Source organism: Hydrogenophaga sp. 2FB, assembly GCF_005503365.1.
Taxonomy (GTDB): Bacteria; Pseudomonadota; Gammaproteobacteria; order Burkholderiales; family Burkholderiaceae_C; genus Hydrogenophaga.
Genome location: NZ_SCML01000001.1, coordinates 1 through 14,802, shown reverse-complemented (window position 1 = coordinate 14,802; position 14,802 = coordinate 1). Strand labels below are relative to the sequence as shown.

Here is a 14,802-nt window from a genome sequence, read left to right as displayed (position 1 = left end):
GAGCTTTCATGACCCCGTCGACGTTTCCCCCTGCCACGCCCACAGTGGCCTGGTGGCGTGTGCCGCACATGTGGCTGGTGGTGGGTGGCCCACTGACCGTGGTGGTGGCCGGCCTCATCACCGTCTTCATCGCGGTGAACCACGCCGACCCGGTGCTCGACAAGACCGTGTTCGAACGCGACCGCGCGGCCGCGCTGGCATTGAAAGGGCAGGCGCAAGCCGATGCCCTCATCCGGATGCAGCCGGCCCACCAGGCGCGCAACCATGCGGCCTCGCCCATGGTGCCGAAGGAGCGCTGAGGTGCGCGCGCGCCAATGGATGGGCATTGCCTGGCCGGCGTTTCTGCTGGCGGCTGTGCTGGAGATGCTGGTGTTTGCGATGGTGGACCCGAGCGACCTGCACTGGCGCGGAGGCCGGCCCGTGGAGGCGTCGCGCCAGGCGGTCTACACCATGGCGTTCTTCGTGTTCTGGGCCGTGACGGCGGCTTCGAGTGCGTTGACGCTCTGGCTGATCAGCAAGCCCGGCGTGATCAGTTGCAGTTCTGCGGATTGACGATGCGTCGCAGGCCGTCCGTGCTCTTGATGTGCACGTAACGCTGTTTCACTTCGATGATGCCGTCGTCCACGAACTTGGAGAAGGTGCGGCTCACGGTTTCCAGCTTCATGCCCAGGTAGCTGCCGATCTCTTCGCGCGTCATGCGCAGCACCAGCTCGGACTGCGAGAAGCCGCGCGCATGCAAGCGCTGCACGAGGTTCAGCAGAAACGCCGCCAGGCGCTCTTCGGCGCGCATGCTGCCCAGCAGCAGCATCACGCCATGGTCGCGCACGATCTCGCGGCTCATGATCTTGTGCACGTGGTGCTGCAACGTGGTGAACTCGCGCGAGAGTTCTTCCACCTGGTCGAACGGCATGATGCAGACCTCCGCATCTTCCAGCGCGATGGCGTTGCACGAATGGTGGTCGTTCACGATGCCATCGAGGCCGATGATCTCGCCCGTCATCTGGAATCCGGTGACCTGGTCGCGGCCATCGGCCGTGGTCACACAGGTCTTGAAGAAACCCGAGCGCACGGCAAACAGCGACGTGAACTTGTCGCCCACGCTGAACAGTGGCGTGCCGCGCTTGATGCGGCGGCGCTTGGAGATGACCTTGTCGAGCTTGTCCATCTCGTCGGGGTTCAGCCCCATGGGCAGGCACAGCTCGCGCAGGTTGCAGCTCGAGCAGGCGACTTTGATGCTTTGGGCGTCCATGGGGCGAGCATACCCCTCTGGGTGTGGAGTCAGGGTCGCCATGCGACCACTGTTTGATCCAGATCAAGGGTTCTTGCGCAGGCCTGCCGCACAGTGAAGGCCTTGATGGAGATTCGACTTTGAGCCACGCCATATCCGAGGAACTGCTGCGCCGCTTCGACGTTCCCGGCCCGCGGTACACCTCGTACCCCACCGCCGACCGGTTTGTGGAGGCATTCACCGAGAGCGACTACATCCAGGCGCTGGAGCAGCGCAGGGTTGGTTCGATGGCGCTGCCGCTGTCGCTGTACGTGCACATCCCGTTCTGCGAGTCGGTCTGCTACTACTGCGCCTGCAACAAGGTCATCACCAGACACCATTCTCGCGCCGCCGAGTACCTGCGTTACCTGGCGCGCGAGGTGGAGTTGCAGGTCGCGCACATCGGCAATGGCCACAACGTGTCGCAACTGCACCTGGGTGGCGGCACGCCGACCTTCCTCTCCGATGCCGAACTCCAGGACCTCATGGCGATGTTGTGGCGGCACTTCACGCCCGTGCCCGGTGGCGAGTACTCGGTGGAGGTCGATCCGCGCACCGTGACCGAGGAGCGCCTGAAAACCCTGGCGCGCCTGGGCTTCAACCGCCTGAGCTTCGGCGTGCAGGATTTCGACCCGGCCGTGCAGAAAGCCGTGCACCGCGTGCAACCCGCGGAGCAGGTGTTTGCACTCGTTGACGCGGCGCGGCGCATCGGTTTCGAGTCGGTCAACGTCGACCTGATCTACGGCCTGCCGTTGCAAACCCCCGAGTCCTTCGCGCGAACGCTGGCGCAGGTGAACGAACTGCGGCCCGATCGCATCGCGCTCTACGCGTATGCGCACCTGCCTTCGCGCTTCAAGCCACAGCGGCGCATCTCGGCGGTTGAACTGCCCAGCGCCAACGAAAAGCTGAGCATGCTGGCGAGCTCGCTCGACGCGCTGATGGGCGCAGGCTACGTGTACGTGGGCATGGACCACTTCGCCTTGCCGAACGACGCCCTCGCCGTGGCCAAGCGCCAGGGCCGCCTGCACCGCAACTTTCAGGGTTACAGCACGCAGCCCGACTGCGACCTGATCGCGCTGGGCGTGTCCGCCATCGGCCGCATCGGTGCCACCTACAGCCAGAACGCCAAAACGCTCGACGAATACCGCGACCTGCTCGACCAGGGCCGCTTGCCCATCGTGCGCGGCCTCGCACTCACGCGCGACGATCTGCTGCGGCGCACGGTCATCATGGCCTTGATGTGCCAGGGCGAGGTGCAGTTCGAATCGATCGAACTCGGGCATCTGATCGACTTCAAGAGCACCTTCGCACGCGAGATGGAGGCACTGGAGGACCTGGCCTCGGAAGGTTTGATCCGCCTGAACGACACGGGCGTGCAGGTGACCGAGACGGGTTGGTTTCTCGTGCGCGCGATTGCCATGGTGTTCGACCGCAACCTGCAGGTCGATCGCGACCGGGCACGCTTCTCGCGGATCATCTGATCGCGGTGGCCCCCATGCAAACCTCGATGGCCATCACCGCGTTCTTCATGGGGTTGGTGGGCGGCCCCCACTGCGTGGCCATGTGTGGTGCCGCGTGCGCCGGCATCGGTCGGGCGGCGGGCCCGCGCAGCACGCAGGCCGTGCTGCGCTTTCAACTGGCCCGCATGACGGGCTACGCGCTGTTCGGCGCTTTCGCGGCCGGCTCGGTGCAAGGTCTGGCGTGGCTGGGCACGAACACCGCGGTGCTGCGGCCGGTCTGGAGCATGTTCCATGTGGCCGCGTTGCTCCTGGGCATGGCGCTGCTGTGGCGCGCGCGCCAGCCCGCCTGGATCGAGAGCCTGGGGCAGGGCGTGTGGCGCAAGGCCAGGCCGGCCATGGCGGCGCTGGGTCCACACGCGCCGCTGGTGCTGGGCATGGGCTGGGCGCTGATGCCCTGCGGCTTGTTGTATTCGGCCTTGCTGGTGGCGTCGCTCACGGCCAACGCGCTGGAAGGCGCGGCCACCATGGCGCTGTTCGCGCTGGGCACCTCGGCGTCCTTGACGGCGGGGCCCTGGTTGCTGCTGCGCCTGCGCGGCGCGCGCTCGGGAGGCTGGGGCATTCGCCTCGCCGGGCTGGCACTGGTGGCCACGTCGGGTTGGGCACTGTGGATGGGCATCACCCGGCCCTCTGGTTTGTGGTGCACTTAGGCTGATTTGCGCTCGGGCAGGGTCGCCAGCACAAGACCCAACAGCGCGATGCCGAACGCGATGCCCTGCAACACCGTGAGCCGCTCGCCCATGAACAGCACGCCGATGGCCGCCGCGCTGATCGGCAGCATCACCGTGAACACACCTGCCTGCGAGGCCGGCACGCGCTTGAGGCCAGACATCCACAGCCACACCGTCCAGACGCTCGCGGCCAACGCGTAGAACACCAGCAAACCCCAGACGGGCAGGGCGACCGCAGAAAAATCAAACTGCCACGCGGCCCACAGACCGAATGGCGTCACCAACGCAAAACCCCAGAGGTTGATGATGGCCGAGATGCGCTTGGGGCCGAGTCCTTCCGTCAGCAATTTGCCGATCACCACGTAGGACGCCTCACACACCACGGCAGCGAACACCAGCAGATTGCCGAGCAAGGCCTTGCTGATGCCGAAAGGGCCACTGTTGTCGACCACGGCGCCCACGCCGACGTCCACCTTCTGCAGCGAAAACAGACCAATGCCGATGGCCGCGCATGCAATGCCGGCCGCGCTGCGCCAGCCAATACGTTCGCGCAGGAACACCCAGCTCAGCACGGCGACCACAGCGGGAATCGAGGACATCACCACGCCCGCGGCCACGGCGGTCGTCAGGCTCACGCCGAACAACATGCAGACGGAAAACAGGAAGTTGCCCAGGAAAGACTCCAGGAACAACAGCGCGCGCGTGCGCGGCGACAAGACCGGCTCGTTCGCCGGCTTGCGCAGCCAGTTCAGCATCGCCACGCCGCCGATGCCGAAGCGCAGCCACGCCAGCAAAAACACGGGGAACACCAGCACCAGTGGCTTGGAGAGCGCCACGTAGCTGCCCACCAGTGACATGCTCAATGCCAGGCTCGAGTAGGCCCACCAACGGTTCGGGGAAGTCATGGTGTTTTCAAAGCGGTGCACGAAAGTGGAGCGCATCATGCCCGACGCACCGAGCAGCATTTCGGTATGAGAGATTTTTGTTTTGCAATATGAAAACTAAAATTGTTGCGCCGCAGGAAATTTTCTCAATGTGAGAAATCGATTTCCATATAGAGATATTCGATAAAAAGATCGTTGAAAATAAACAGGAAATTTTTTATCTTATATAAGACATAAGAGCTTCTCAAAGTCTTCTATAAGACTTAAAGTCATCCCAACGGCATCGCGATTGCATGCAGCCTTGCCGGCCCCTCCCATTCACCTCAAGGAGTATTCACATGCCCCAATCCCTGACCGAACAACTGAGCCGTCAGCAGCAAATCGACGCCCTGGAAAAAGACTGGGCGACCAACCCCCGCTGGAAGGGTGTGAAGCGTGGCTATACCGCTGCGGACGTCGTGCGCCTGCGTGGCAGCATGCAGATCGAGCACACGCTCGCCAAGCGCGGTGCCGAAAAGCTGTGGGACAAGGTCAACGGCGGCGCGAAGAAAGGCTACGTGAACGCCTTCGGCGCCATCTCCGCTGGACAGGCCATGCAACAGGCCAAGGCTGGCCTGGAAGCTGTGTACCTCTCGGGCTGGCAGGTCGCCGCCGACGGCAACACCTCCGAAACCATGTACCCCGACCAGTCGCTCTACGCCTACGACTCGGTGCCGACCATGGTTCGCCGCATCAACAACACCTTCAAGCGCGCCGACGAAATCCAGTGGGGACGTGGCATCGAGCCGGGCAGCCCGGAGTTCATCGACTACTTCCTGCCGATCGTGGCCGACGCCGAAGCCGGTTTCGGTGGTGTGTTGAATGCGTTCGAGCTGATGAAGAACATGATCGCCGCCGGTGCTGCGGGCGTGCACTTCGAAGACCAACTGGCCGCCGTGAAGAAGTGCGGCCACATGGGTGGCAAGGTGCTCGTGCCCACGCAGGAAGCATGCGAAAAGCTGATTGCCGCGCGTTTCGCCGCCGACGTCATGGGCGTGTCCACCATCGTGCTGGCCCGCACCGACGCTGAAGCCGCCAACCTGATCACCAGCGATCACGACGCCAACGACAAGCCTTTCCTGACCGGCGAGCGCACGCAGGAAGGTTTCTACCGCGTCAAGAACGGTCTGGAACAAGCCATCAGCCGCGGCATCGCCTACGCACCCTACGCCGACCTGGTGTGGTGTGAAACCGGCGTGCCCGACATCGGCTTCGCCCGCGAATTCGCCCAAGCCGTGCAAGGCGCTTGCCCTGGCAAGCTGCTGTCGTACAACTGCTCGCCGTCGTTCAACTGGAAGAAGAACCTCAACGACAAGCAGATCGCGTCGTTCCAGGAAGACTTGGCCGCGCTGGGCTACAAGTACCAGTTCATCACGCTGGCCGGCATCCACATCAACTGGTTCAACACCTTCCAGTTCGCCCACGCGTATGCCCGCGGCGAAGGCATGAAGCACTACACGGAAATGGTGCAGGAACCCGAATTCGCCGCACGCGACAAGGGCTACACCTTCGTGTCGCACCAGCAGGAAGTGGGCGCGGGTTACTTCGACGACGTGACCACGGTGATCCAGGGCGGTTCTTCGAGCGTGAAGGCGCTGACGGGTTCGACCGAGGAAGAGCAGTTCCACTGAGCTGCGCCTCACTGAACAGAGGAGACAAGGCCGCCCTTTCGGGGCGGCTTTTTTCTGTACGACGGGTAATTGCTACGCTGTTGGCCCAAGGTCTGCGTATTCCAGTCGTTCGTGATCGGCCAGTCCAGCACAACTTGACCAGCAGTCTGGTTCGAGCTGAACAGGCAGGCCGCTCGATTTGTTCAAGCCCTGCCCGTCACTGTCGGCTTTGTTTTCCAGAATGTTGGCCGTAGCGTGCGCGGAGGCTAAGGCATGGTGAGGGTAGCGGGCAAGAGCTGTTGACGACGCGGCAGTAGCGTCGGGAATGCTTTACCAGCAAAATGCGACAACGATAACAAATTGCAACATCCTCATGCTCAAAGCGCCTCTTATCTTGCTGACCGTGGCTGTCCTGTCAGGCTGCTCGGTCATGGTCAACACCCCTGTGCATAGCCGCACTACTGACCCTGACGGTTTCTTTCTCCTGCGCGCCGGCAAAATCGAGGCGTCAAAGGTGCAGGCAGTTGCCGATTGCGTAAGCGATGGCTTCGCCGGTTCGTTTGGCATTTTCACGAACTCTACGCACCGTATGAATCGGCGGGCGGCGGGGTACAGGATTGAAACGCTTGTCGGCACGACCCTCGTTTCAGTGAGTGCCGACGTAATGGATGACGGCGCTGTAGAGCTGTGGGAATCGAAGGGCTCCAAATTGATCAACACGCGTAGCCAGATCGAGGCGTTTGACGCGTGCACGACAAGACACCTGACATCCACCAGTACCTGGCCGGTGACCAAACCCGGAGCATGAAAAAGGGACCCCGTGCCGGTCCTTCACCGGTTGAAGTCGCAACGCATGAATGGCGACATCGAGCCGATAGCCGAAGTCTAGCCGCCGCGCTCACCGCAACGCAACGAGTGCAGACTTCGAGGTAGCCGCTGTTGATCTTGAACACCGGACTTCATGATCATGAGACCGGACCTGCTGCTCAGCAACTCTGGAATACGCAAGGTCTGTCACAGTCGCAAGAAGTAGCTCGAGGCGACCTTTTTGCGCTGATTTGGTGGCTGTACGGAGGTATTTTCTCCGAATGGATTTCCCACAATGAAGCAGACCCCGGCCGCGTTGAAGTGGCTTGGAGAGAAGCGCGCATGCATTGGCCGAAGACCTGGCTATCACTTCTTCTCGGTAACTCCGCACTCAAGAAACTCCTCCGTGCGGCGGAATCGGGTCCCTTGTGCGTACAGTTCGAAGCTGCCAGCGTTGCTCATAACGAGGTTTGACGCGAGGTCATACACCGACCATGCACTGCCCTCAACAGAGAGGCGTACGCCGTTGGTTGTGCACTCTTGTTCGTAGGTCTGGGACACGAGGAAGCCGGGCCGTCCTGCGTAGGTGAGGGTGCCCTCAAGTAACGTCTTCCCTTTCGGCGAAGAGGAGGACTGCGCCCCCATCACAGTGCAGATGTTCATCGTGGCCCCGTAGTCCTTCCCGACCTCAAGGGTTTGACCGAGGAAGCCATCGCCCATGCCCGCCATCAAGCGAGTCATCATTTGAGACACCGCAGGCCCATACTCCTTTTCGAAGCCAGGAATACTGGTTTCAACCAGGGCAGGCACCCTTCGTATGCTTCCATCAGCATTCAGCTCCATCAGGAATTTGAGAGCGTTTGTGCCCACCTTAGCTGACACGGTGAGGTACTCGACGCCATTCCGCACCTCAACTTTGGTGACATGGTCACTGCTGGCCTTCGTTGGGTTGGCCCAGTCACTGTCTAGGCGAAGTGTCGAGTTCTTGAAGCATCGCGCTTCGAAGCCGGGCATCTGGCGCAGGGTAATGCTACGCGCGGTCGAGTCTGTTACTTTCGGGGGATTCAAGTCCAGGGCTGCGACTACCGTTGGCAGCGCCAATCCGGAAAACATCGCGGCGAAAACTCCCGCTTTCAAGCTTCGCATCTGAAGACCCTGGTTGACTTTCACTCAGGATACCAAGCCCACCCCATGTTTCTGCAGGGGACTCAAACATGCTGCTCGATTAACTGCGAGGGTGTGGTCACACTGTGCGAAATTCAACACAACGCTCCAGTCCTCAACCCAATTTGGTGCGCCCGAACACCGAGGGCCCCAATGCTCTCTCGTACAGAGCAGGTGTAAAAGCCCACAGGCTCATGCGCGCAGCCGCCGATTTTGGGCCAACAGCGTAGTAAGACCCTCTTACAAGTCCTTGTTCCGCTTTACCTGTCTACTCCCCATTTCTTTCAGCATTTTTGAGGAGTACAGCGAGAGGCTTGATGTGTTTACGTCATTCACGAAACGTGAGAGCGTGAGCTTGCCCGTTTGATCATCCAGAGAGCATTCGGTCTGCGTAAGCCGAGCGCCATACAGGTTCGTCACGCTTGAGTTTTGACATCTGAGCTTGGGATACTTCTCACGTACCGCGTCCATCATGTGCTCGAAGTCGTCCGAGTCAAAAAAGAAGTTGAGTGAAGACAGCTTGCCATCCTCCCCAAAGAAAACGTCAAAGCGCTTGTACTTGCTGGGCACTTCGGCAATGGTGAAGCCCTGCAAAGGTGGCTCCCCAAATTTTTGTACGAATTCGGCCTTGTCCATCCCAGGAGTAATTCCTTTGATCTCGAAAGCTTGAGCCAAACAAACTGAGAGAGCCGCAGCAAAGGGTATGACGAGAGGAAAACGTACGTTCACTTTGTCTCCGAGGAATAGCAAGAGCACAGGAGGGCAGAGGCACTGTTGAAGTGCAGCTCAGCTTTGAAGTGAGTTGGCGATAAATAAAGCAGCGGTGATTGCAGCGATAGCCTGAGCAAAGGCTAGCCATGCTAGTACTTGAGCTAACACCGCGTGCATCCTGCCACCCACCGCAAGGTCTCCCGCAAGAATCTTTTTGTTGGACCACCGAACCATGTAACGAGTTGGCCACAGGGTAGCCTCTTCCAATTTCTGCGTAAACCGCTCGACATCAATGTTTTTGGGAGGAACGGACTCCAACTCTTTCCCAAGCGCCGCGCCCGCCATGACGATTGCGGCTAGGTACCGCTGAACGACATGCAAGAGGACGGACATTGCAAAAAGCTTTACTACCATTCCGGTGGTTGTCGGTTCCAAAAACTTTGATACGGTGTCAAGGTTGGCGAGTAGGAGTCCGAGTACGGCGGAAAATCCGAGGATCATCCAGCTCGAAAACGCCACAAGTTCAGTGACCATCCGGTTGGCCATCATCGTCAGTACCTTGCCCACGAAGATGGCTTCCTCCAGACTGGACTCTGGCGGTGGCTTGGTCATTTTTTGCAAACCCAGTGGTGCACCCGATTCATCATGGGCTATTGTCCAAACTGCTTCGATGGTGGGTATCCGTTCTTTGCCCTGAGGTCATTGAAGACTGCCTTGAGGCGAGCATCCCGGACTCCTTGCCAGAGTCCCTTTGAGTAGAACGAGGACGTTGTGACGACGCGGCCAGACTTCGCGGCAAGGAACTGAAGCTGAAGACTCTGCAGGTATCGAGTCATGTCCCACCCGCCCACTCCGTTCACCTTCGCCACCAGATCCGAATCAAGGGGGTCATTGAATGGCTTTCCGACCACCTCGAAGCCCATGTCGTTTAGTTCGTGCGTGAGGGCGGGTACGACAAGAAACTCATCCTCCTGCGGCTGTTCGACGTACACCCTCTTGTACGCCCGCAATCCTTCAGGTTGAAGTGTTTGCGTTTGGAGTGTCGTGCAACCGGACAGCGCGGCGGCTAGCCCGATGGCGAGAAAAATTCTTCTTGATGACATTGCCGGTCTCGTTGTTGGTTGGGGAACTGCGGATTCTCGTGGAGGAGTGCCACATCAGCATCGCGAGAATAGCCGAATGAGGTCGTGGAACGTCAGAGCGGGTGCTTGAGTAGAGCGGTTTCTACCAGACCCGCAATTCCGCGCCGATGCAGGTCCGCAACCATCCGAAGCCGCTCCGCAAAGGCCGCGTTGTTCTGTCTCATTCCGCGTCCGCAGGAAAAGTAATCGCGCACGCTGCTGAACGTCACTCGCTCACTTGCTTCGGGTCGATCGGACCAATGATGTAGTGACCTGAGCTGAGCCAATGTCAGTCCCGTCATCTCAAGGTAGTCGAGATCCGAGAGTAGCTGGTCAGTGCGCTTCATCTAGCCATTGATCGTTTTGGTGCGGGCCCGATGGTAGACCAGGTGCTGCCGTAGAGCACACCACAAAACTGGCCGCAGGTGCCGCGCAACCACCAGCCATGGGGGTGGTCATCCCCCGGCACCGACGGCTCCCCCTGGGACCATTCTGGGGCACCCGCGTGCACCCCCTGGGCCGCCACCGCCGCTAGCGCGGGCCCTGCACCCGCATCCGTCTCTCGATGTCCTTGATGAGATCCGAGGGCGCGACGTCGAGTGCATCACAGAGCTTGAATATGAGGCGCAGGCCTGGGGTATTTCGCCCAAGCTCGATTTCCGAGATGTGGCGTCGGTCCACGTCGGCGCGTGTGCGAGGGCTATGCGACTTGTTCCAGCCAAGAGGAAATCAGGCCTGCGCGTCGTTTGCCCTTTATTCCCTGCAGCGCAAGTAGCAACTCGGCCACATCGTTCTCCTCACAGTAGAGGTAGGCCAATGGCACACCCAACGCCTTCGAAATGTTGCGCGCGGTCCCCAACTGGGGCTCATGGTTCCCCAGCTCATAGCGGCTGATCCTTGCCCGGCTCGACGACTCGTCCAGTCCGATGGCCACACCCAATTTTTCCTGAGACCAGCCCAACTCTTCCCGTCGTGAGCGAATTCGCTTTCCGACGAGGTTGGGTGTGTGTCCAGGCTCCAAAACCATGTCACGAGTCTCGTGACGTGGCGATAATCTGTCGTCACGAAAAACGTGACATCGGATTGTCTCCTTGCGGATGGCCATTAGTGGCCGTCCGTTTCCTTCATCACATCAACCATCAATAACTAGGAGAACCATGAGTTTGTTTGTTCTATCAATGGCCGGGCGCGGGGGAAGACGCATTGCTGGCTTGTGCCTTCTACCGCTTTTGACTGCGTGCGGCGCCATCTCACACAACATCGCGGAGAACATGACGGAGCTGAACCGCCTTGAAATGCTGCAGGGAATGAACGACGATCAGCTTTGCCGGGCCTACAACAATCAGTTGATCGGCCCCAAGACGGAGCGGCAACTGCAGGATGTGTTGCGGTCCAAGGGGATTTCAAGATGTGAGGCCCGGAGCCGTACTAGAGTCATTCCGCAGGAGACCCCGCCCGCTAATGCTGCCGCTCATCTAGTTGACGGCGTCCCCTCGGCGCAAAAAGTCGTGGACCACGCCGTCGAACGCGAGAAGCTACGAGCTGCGGAGGAGGGCGCTGCGCTTGAGCGTGAGCGACAACGAGATGAAGCGAAGAAGCGGGAGGCTGACCGAGTAGCTGCCGAGACCCGTGTAGTTGTGGACGCAAAGGATCGGGAGGCTGCGAGGGCGCGTGGAGTTGCCCAGGCCCCCTCAGCGAATCCCGGTCGAAGTGGATCAAGTGGCGGTCACAACGGAATCCGATTCGACATGTCGAGGGCGGAGGTCGAGAGGATGGGGTTTGTCTGCCGGGAATCCACTGAGGCTGAGTCCAGCGGCAACATGCGCTGCGTTCACATGGAGATGACTGGGCGAGCCTTCAGCAAGGATTTAGAGCGCTACAAGGTTGACTTCGATCGGAATGGAGCGATGACGCAGATCGTCGTTGATCTCCGAGACCCTCCGACAAATCTCTCGGCGATCAATCGACTCGTGTTGGACATCAGAGAGTTCTATCCACTTGAATACAAGTCCCCGCCGGAGTACACGCGCTTGATGCCCTTCGTCTACCGGTATTACGAGTCTGAAGGAAGCGGAGTGCAGTTTGGCTACTTTGCGCGATCACGGTCGGCTTCCATGATCTTCTTCCCGAAGGGCTTCATCAAGCCCTAAATCTAGCGACATCCCATCCCCGGCGCCCATGGAGAAATCCTCGGGTGCTTTTTTTCGTCCGTATGAAAGGAAATCAATGATCTGGATACCCATCCTCGCAATCCCCCTTGCGCTCTCGCTCGTGAAGCTTGGTGCGGCGGCGGCCATGGCCTCGGTGTTCAAGGTGGCACTTCTGGTGGCGCTCGCGCTCCTCGTGGCCTCGCTGTGCGTCCTGGGGTGGACCCTGCGTGGGAAGCTCCGAGGCCTCGTGACATAGAGCCTCTCAAATTCACTCGTTGTGTTCGCCTCGGCAGGTTTCGACCTCCGGGGCTTTTTTTCGTCTGAAAGGAAACATCCCATGCAGGTAATGCGTGATTCCGCCTCGATTCGGGGCTCCGTCACCGACCCCACTCTCGCTCCTCTGATCGCCCGACTCATCGATGACCTGTCCGACTACGACTGCGACCTATCCCAGATGGTCCACATAGTTGTGATCGATCCCGGCGACGCGCTGATGACCATCGACGCCGAGCTGGGGTTTCAGTTGCTGGACCGCCCGCTGGACGTCATCGAGGCGCATCCGGGTTGGTTCGAGCTGACATATGTGCTGAGCGATGACGGCTTCGGCGTGGTGGTGTACGTCCCCGTGCGCCCCGGAGTCGATGCCCGACTCATCGAGCACTGTCGGGAGTCCATCCAGTGACCCCACACCCATCCCCACCCATGACCACCCGCGCGGTGGTTTTTTTTCGTTCGCACTCAGGAGAACCCATTGAGCGATAGCCATCCCATCGTCGCCGACTTCGCCCACCTCCTCGACGAGAACCTGAGAGAGGCCTGGGAGGAGAGGGCGGCCGTCATGCAGTTCGACGCGGGCATTCCCCGTGATCTCGCCGAGGCCCTCGCACTCCTTCTCGTCATCCGTCAGTTCCCCACCGCCGCACTTGCGCGGCTCATCAACACCAACCAATAGGAGTCATCTATGTCCATCGAAGGAAACATCATCAATGAAGCCCCAACCCTCGACGAACTCGTTCAGATCCTGCGCGAGGGTCAGTGCCCATCCGTCTCCGGTCGATCCACGCTGACCTACCACCTGGGCCACATCGGGGAGCGGGAGTTCTTCATCCGCATCTACGAGAACAGCGGTCGGGGAATGTTCGCGCGGGACTGGATCTTCGCCAAGGAGATTGAGGGTGTGATCGCGGGCGAGGGCCCCATCACGTCCTCCAGCTTTCGTGAGCTGTACGCGGGTCGCTCCGTCAACACCTGCGGCTTCCTCATGGCGGTCCTGCTGGGTCTCGGGGCGCTGATCCCGATGCCGGAGGGTGCCCGGGGATATGCGCGGAATCCCGAAGTACCGATCGCCTCGCTGTTCACACCCTCCACGGAGAAGCGCAAGTCACGCAAGGGGACCGAATGACGAACCTCATCGGTGCTCTCCTGGCAGCGGCCGTCGTCTCGATGCTCTTTGCGGGCACGCGCACGTTCGGCATCGCATGCATCGCGGTCCTGTGCTTCCTCAATCCGATCCTCGCGGCCTGCCTGGTCGTGGTGGCCATCACCCTCGTTCTCTTCATTCTCAAGTAAGGAATCAACATGTCATTCGAAGACTGCATCGCCGTCGCCGCCCACCACATCTCGGACTGGGATGTGCCGAGCGAGCTGCTTCCCCTCACGTTGACCAACGAGGCTGCGCGGCTGGCGCAACTGGATAGTGACCACAGGGGCGCGCCGGCGGAGGATTAAAGGGGGTGGCCTCGCCGGGGAACTGGCGGGGCCGCCTGGAGCAAACCCGGGCACCACGCGGGCCGGAGCTCGGCATGGCGATGCCACTGGGCGTCACTCGCCCCTTGGCTTAGACACCATTTGTAGTGTGTCCGCTATTACGACGCACTACATCTAGTGTTTGTGAACTTTCCGCTGACGGGGAATTGCTTTGAGCTGTCAGATTTTTCAACTGTTGCGATTGCAAATTTTTACATATTGAAGTGGATCTACTTTGGACTCTTGTCTTGAGGGGCGACAAACACTACTGGTAGTGGTCGTACTTTTTTCGATCCACTACAAATGGTGTTTTAAACAAGGACTTGCGATTCTCGGAAAGAGAGGAAGTCGGTGTATCTATTATGAAAAAGTAATACTTGGAGGTATTTCCCCGTGCTACAGTTCTTTCGCTGGCTTTCAACCATTGAGTTGTAGTCGGCAGGTGGCGGCCCTATTGACCCTGTACCCGATTCAGTACCGCGCGGAAGTAGGGATTTCCGGCTCCTGACCCTGTACCCGATTCAGTACCGCGCGGAAGTAGGGATTTCCGGCTCCTCTGAGATCGTCATTGCAGGCAATTGCCTGCAATGACGGGCGAATTCGGCGGGTGTGGCCCAGTCTAGCGCGGAGTGGGGACGACTCTCGTTGTAGTACTGCCGCCATGCCTCGATCTTGCCCCGAGCGTCGTCGATTGACATGAACCAGGTGGCATTGAGGCACTCCTGACGCAGCCGTCCGTTGAAGCTCTCCACATTGGCGTTGTCGGTCGGTTTGCCCGGGCGGCTGAAGTCAAGCTCCACCCCGCGCTCGTACGCCCACTTGTCCATCACCTTGGAGATGAACTCGCTGCCATTGTCCGACTTGATCGTGCGCGGCAGCCCTCGCTCTTGTGTGATCGCCGTGAGCACACGAACGACGTCCTCGCCCTTGAGGCTTTGACCAACGTCGATGGCCAGACTCTCTCGCGTGAACAAATCGACCACCGTGAGCATGCGCAGCTTTCGACCGTCGAAGAGTGCATCGGCCACGAAATCCATGCTCCAGATCTCGTTGATCGCGTGGGCAAGCTGCTTCGGTTGCCTGAGCTTGGCGGCCTTGTTGCGCCGAGGACGCTT

The 14,802-nt window shown here is 60.0% G+C and carries 22 protein-coding genes; 13 read left to right on the top strand and 9 right to left on the bottom strand.

Going from position 1 to position 14,802, the window contains the following annotated elements; genetic code table 11:
• Positions 1 to 8 precede the first annotated feature (8 nt).
• Both FFS09_RS00100 and FFS09_RS00095 read left to right on the top strand, forming a co-directional pair.
• On the top strand, positions 9 to 299 hold the full coding sequence (locus tag FFS09_RS00100; protein WP_137916831.1) for a nitrogen fixation protein FixH: 291 nt from the start codon (positions 9 to 11) through the stop codon (positions 297 to 299).
• A gap of 19 nt (positions 300 to 318) precedes the next feature.
• Positions 319 to 552, top strand: a complete 234-nt coding sequence (locus FFS09_RS00095; RefSeq protein WP_502703704.1) for a hypothetical protein — start codon at positions 319 to 321, stop codon at positions 550 to 552.
• Here FFS09_RS00095 and fnr read toward each other — a convergent pair.
• Positions 530 to 1,249 (bottom strand): fumarate/nitrate reduction transcriptional regulator Fnr, encoded by a 720-nt coding sequence (fnr, locus tag FFS09_RS00090; RefSeq protein ID WP_137916829.1) that lies wholly within the window; start codon positions 1,247 to 1,249, stop codon positions 530 to 532. The genes FFS09_RS00095 and fnr overlap by 23 nt on opposite strands.
• A 119-nt stretch (positions 1,250 to 1,368) precedes the next feature.
• Here fnr and hemN point away from each other — a divergent pair, with 119 nt between their 5' ends.
• Together hemN and FFS09_RS00080 are read left to right on the top strand one after the other, a co-directional pair.
• Positions 1,369 to 2,748 (top strand): oxygen-independent coproporphyrinogen III oxidase, encoded by a 1,380-nt coding sequence (hemN, locus tag FFS09_RS00085; protein ID WP_137916828.1) that lies wholly within the window; start codon positions 1,369 to 1,371, stop codon positions 2,746 to 2,748.
• A 14-nt stretch (positions 2,749 to 2,762) separates the two neighbouring features.
• Entirely contained in the window at positions 2,763 to 3,434 is a 672-nt protein-coding gene (locus FFS09_RS00080) for a sulfite exporter TauE/SafE family protein (RefSeq protein ID WP_137916827.1), read from the top strand.
• Here the strand turns inward: FFS09_RS00080 and FFS09_RS00075 are convergent.
• Positions 3,431 to 4,360, bottom strand: coding sequence for a DMT family transporter (locus FFS09_RS00075; RefSeq protein ID WP_137916826.1), 930 nt, complete (start codon positions 4,358 to 4,360; stop codon positions 3,431 to 3,433). The two genes, FFS09_RS00080 and FFS09_RS00075, sit on opposite strands and share 4 nt — an antisense overlap.
• Before the next feature lie 317 nt (positions 4,361 to 4,677).
• Here FFS09_RS00075 and aceA point away from each other — a divergent pair, with 317 nt between their 5' ends.
• The gene (gene aceA / locus FFS09_RS00070; RefSeq protein ID WP_137916825.1) at positions 4,678 to 6,009 is read left to right on the top strand and encodes an isocitrate lyase; all 1,332 of its coding nucleotides are present in this window, start codon (positions 4,678 to 4,680) and stop codon (positions 6,007 to 6,009) included.
• A gap of 304 nt (positions 6,010 to 6,313) precedes the next feature.
• Entirely contained in the window at positions 6,314 to 6,796 is a 483-nt protein-coding gene (locus FFS09_RS00065) for a hypothetical protein (RefSeq protein ID WP_137916824.1), read from the top strand.
• 365 nt (positions 6,797 to 7,161) lie between these two features.
• Here FFS09_RS00065 and FFS09_RS00060 read toward each other — a convergent pair whose 3' ends face one another.
• From FFS09_RS00060 to FFS09_RS30975, 6 genes are all read right to left on the bottom strand, one after another.
• Positions 7,162 to 7,965 (bottom strand): hypothetical protein, encoded by an 804-nt coding sequence (locus tag FFS09_RS00060; protein ID WP_137916823.1) that lies wholly within the window; start codon positions 7,963 to 7,965, stop codon positions 7,162 to 7,164.
• Between the two features lie 234 nt (positions 7,966 to 8,199).
• Complete coding sequence (locus tag FFS09_RS00055; protein WP_137916822.1) at positions 8,200 to 8,688, bottom strand: hypothetical protein; 489 nt, start codon at positions 8,686 to 8,688, stop codon at positions 8,200 to 8,202.
• Between the two features lie 57 nt (positions 8,689 to 8,745).
• Positions 8,746 to 9,282, bottom strand: a complete 537-nt coding sequence (locus FFS09_RS00050) for a hypothetical protein (RefSeq protein ID WP_137916821.1) — start codon at positions 9,280 to 9,282, stop codon at positions 8,746 to 8,748.
• A gap of 38 nt (positions 9,283 to 9,320) precedes the next feature.
• Positions 9,321 to 9,773, bottom strand: a complete 453-nt coding sequence (locus FFS09_RS00045; protein WP_137916820.1) for a lipoprotein — start codon at positions 9,771 to 9,773, stop codon at positions 9,321 to 9,323.
• Between the two features lie 549 nt (positions 9,774 to 10,322).
• A complete protein-coding gene (locus tag FFS09_RS31470) occupies positions 10,323 to 10,472 on the bottom strand; it encodes a helix-turn-helix domain-containing protein (RefSeq protein WP_137916819.1) in 150 nt (49 codons plus the stop codon).
• Between the two features lie 19 nt (positions 10,473 to 10,491).
• Entirely contained in the window at positions 10,492 to 10,818 is a 327-nt protein-coding gene (locus FFS09_RS30975) for a helix-turn-helix domain-containing protein (RefSeq protein WP_289509284.1), read from the bottom strand.
• A 244-nt stretch (positions 10,819 to 11,062) separates the two neighbouring features.
• Between FFS09_RS30975 and FFS09_RS00030 the strand changes: the two genes are divergently transcribed.
• From FFS09_RS00030 to FFS09_RS30510, 7 genes are all read left to right on the top strand, one after another.
• Entirely contained in the window at positions 11,063 to 11,941 is an 879-nt protein-coding gene (locus FFS09_RS00030) for a hypothetical protein (RefSeq protein WP_137916817.1), read from the top strand.
• Positions 11,942 to 11,969: 28 nt separating this feature from the next.
• On the top strand, positions 11,970 to 12,197 hold the full coding sequence (locus FFS09_RS00025) for a hypothetical protein (RefSeq protein ID WP_137916816.1): 228 nt from the start codon (positions 11,970 to 11,972) through the stop codon (positions 12,195 to 12,197).
• Between the two features lie 81 nt (positions 12,198 to 12,278).
• The gene (locus FFS09_RS00020) at positions 12,279 to 12,623 is read left to right on the top strand and encodes a hypothetical protein (protein WP_137916815.1); all 345 of its coding nucleotides are present in this window, start codon (positions 12,279 to 12,281) and stop codon (positions 12,621 to 12,623) included.
• Between the two features lie 69 nt (positions 12,624 to 12,692).
• Positions 12,693 to 12,893, top strand: a complete 201-nt coding sequence (locus FFS09_RS00015) for a hypothetical protein (RefSeq protein ID WP_137916814.1) — start codon at positions 12,693 to 12,695, stop codon at positions 12,891 to 12,893.
• 9 nt (positions 12,894 to 12,902) lie between these two features.
• Entirely contained in the window at positions 12,903 to 13,343 is a 441-nt protein-coding gene (locus tag FFS09_RS00010) for a hypothetical protein (protein WP_137916813.1), read from the top strand.
• A complete protein-coding gene (locus FFS09_RS30515; protein ID WP_171019793.1) occupies positions 13,340 to 13,510 on the top strand; it encodes a hypothetical protein in 171 nt (56 codons plus the stop codon). Before FFS09_RS00010 ends, FFS09_RS30515 begins: the two co-directional genes overlap by 4 nt.
• A gap of 9 nt (positions 13,511 to 13,519) precedes the next feature.
• Positions 13,520 to 13,669 carry a hypothetical protein gene (locus tag FFS09_RS30510; protein ID WP_171019792.1) on the top strand — a complete coding sequence of 50 codons (150 nt, stop codon included), beginning with the start codon at positions 13,520 to 13,522 and terminating at the stop codon, positions 13,667 to 13,669.
• Positions 13,670 to 14,208: 539 nt separating this feature from the next.
• Here the strand turns inward: FFS09_RS30510 and FFS09_RS00005 are convergent.
• A partial coding sequence (locus FFS09_RS00005) for an IS3 family transposase (RefSeq protein ID WP_252374173.1) occupies positions 14,209 to 14,802 on the bottom strand: 594 nt, incomplete at its 5' end.

What these genes read in the sequence shown, in the direction of transcription:
- FFS09_RS30975 (WP_289509284.1), bottom strand. Translation starts at nt 10,818, where the DNA reads ATGGTTTTGGAGCCTGGACACACACCCAACCTCGTCGGAAAGCGAATT.
- FFS09_RS00045 (WP_137916820.1), bottom strand. Translation starts at nt 9,773, where the DNA reads ATGTCATCAAGAAGAATTTTTCTCGCCATCGGGCTAGCCGCCGCGCTG.
- FFS09_RS30510 (WP_171019792.1), top strand. Translation starts at nt 13,520, where the DNA reads ATGTCATTCGAAGACTGCATCGCCGTCGCCGCCCACCACATCTCGGAC.
- FFS09_RS30515 (WP_171019793.1), top strand. Translation starts at nt 13,340, where the DNA reads ATGACGAACCTCATCGGTGCTCTCCTGGCAGCGGCCGTCGTCTCGATG.
- FFS09_RS00080 (WP_137916827.1), top strand. Translation starts at nt 2,763, where the DNA reads ATGCAAACCTCGATGGCCATCACCGCGTTCTTCATGGGGTTGGTGGGC.
- FFS09_RS00095 (WP_502703704.1), top strand. Translation starts at nt 319, where the DNA reads ATGGGCATTGCCTGGCCGGCGTTTCTGCTGGCGGCTGTGCTGGAGATG.
- FFS09_RS00050 (WP_137916821.1), bottom strand. Translation starts at nt 9,282, where the DNA reads ATGACCAAGCCACCGCCAGAGTCCAGTCTGGAGGAAGCCATCTTCGTG.
- FFS09_RS00030 (WP_137916817.1), top strand. Translation starts at nt 11,063, where the DNA reads ATGACGGAGCTGAACCGCCTTGAAATGCTGCAGGGAATGAACGACGAT.
- fnr (WP_137916829.1), bottom strand. Translation starts at nt 1,249, where the DNA reads ATGGACGCCCAAAGCATCAAAGTCGCCTGCTCGAGCTGCAACCTGCGC.
- FFS09_RS00065 (WP_137916824.1), top strand. Translation starts at nt 6,314, where the DNA reads ATGCTTTACCAGCAAAATGCGACAACGATAACAAATTGCAACATCCTC.
- aceA (WP_137916825.1), top strand. Translation starts at nt 4,678, where the DNA reads ATGCCCCAATCCCTGACCGAACAACTGAGCCGTCAGCAGCAAATCGAC.
- FFS09_RS00025 (WP_137916816.1), top strand. Translation starts at nt 11,970, where the DNA reads ATGGAGAAATCCTCGGGTGCTTTTTTTCGTCCGTATGAAAGGAAATCA.
- FFS09_RS00100 (WP_137916831.1), top strand. Translation starts at nt 9, where the DNA reads ATGACCCCGTCGACGTTTCCCCCTGCCACGCCCACAGTGGCCTGGTGG.
- FFS09_RS00020 (WP_137916815.1), top strand. Translation starts at nt 12,279, where the DNA reads ATGCAGGTAATGCGTGATTCCGCCTCGATTCGGGGCTCCGTCACCGAC.
- FFS09_RS00075 (WP_137916826.1), bottom strand. Translation starts at nt 4,360, where the DNA reads ATGACTTCCCCGAACCGTTGGTGGGCCTACTCGAGCCTGGCATTGAGC.
- FFS09_RS00010 (WP_137916813.1), top strand. Translation starts at nt 12,903, where the DNA reads ATGTCCATCGAAGGAAACATCATCAATGAAGCCCCAACCCTCGACGAA.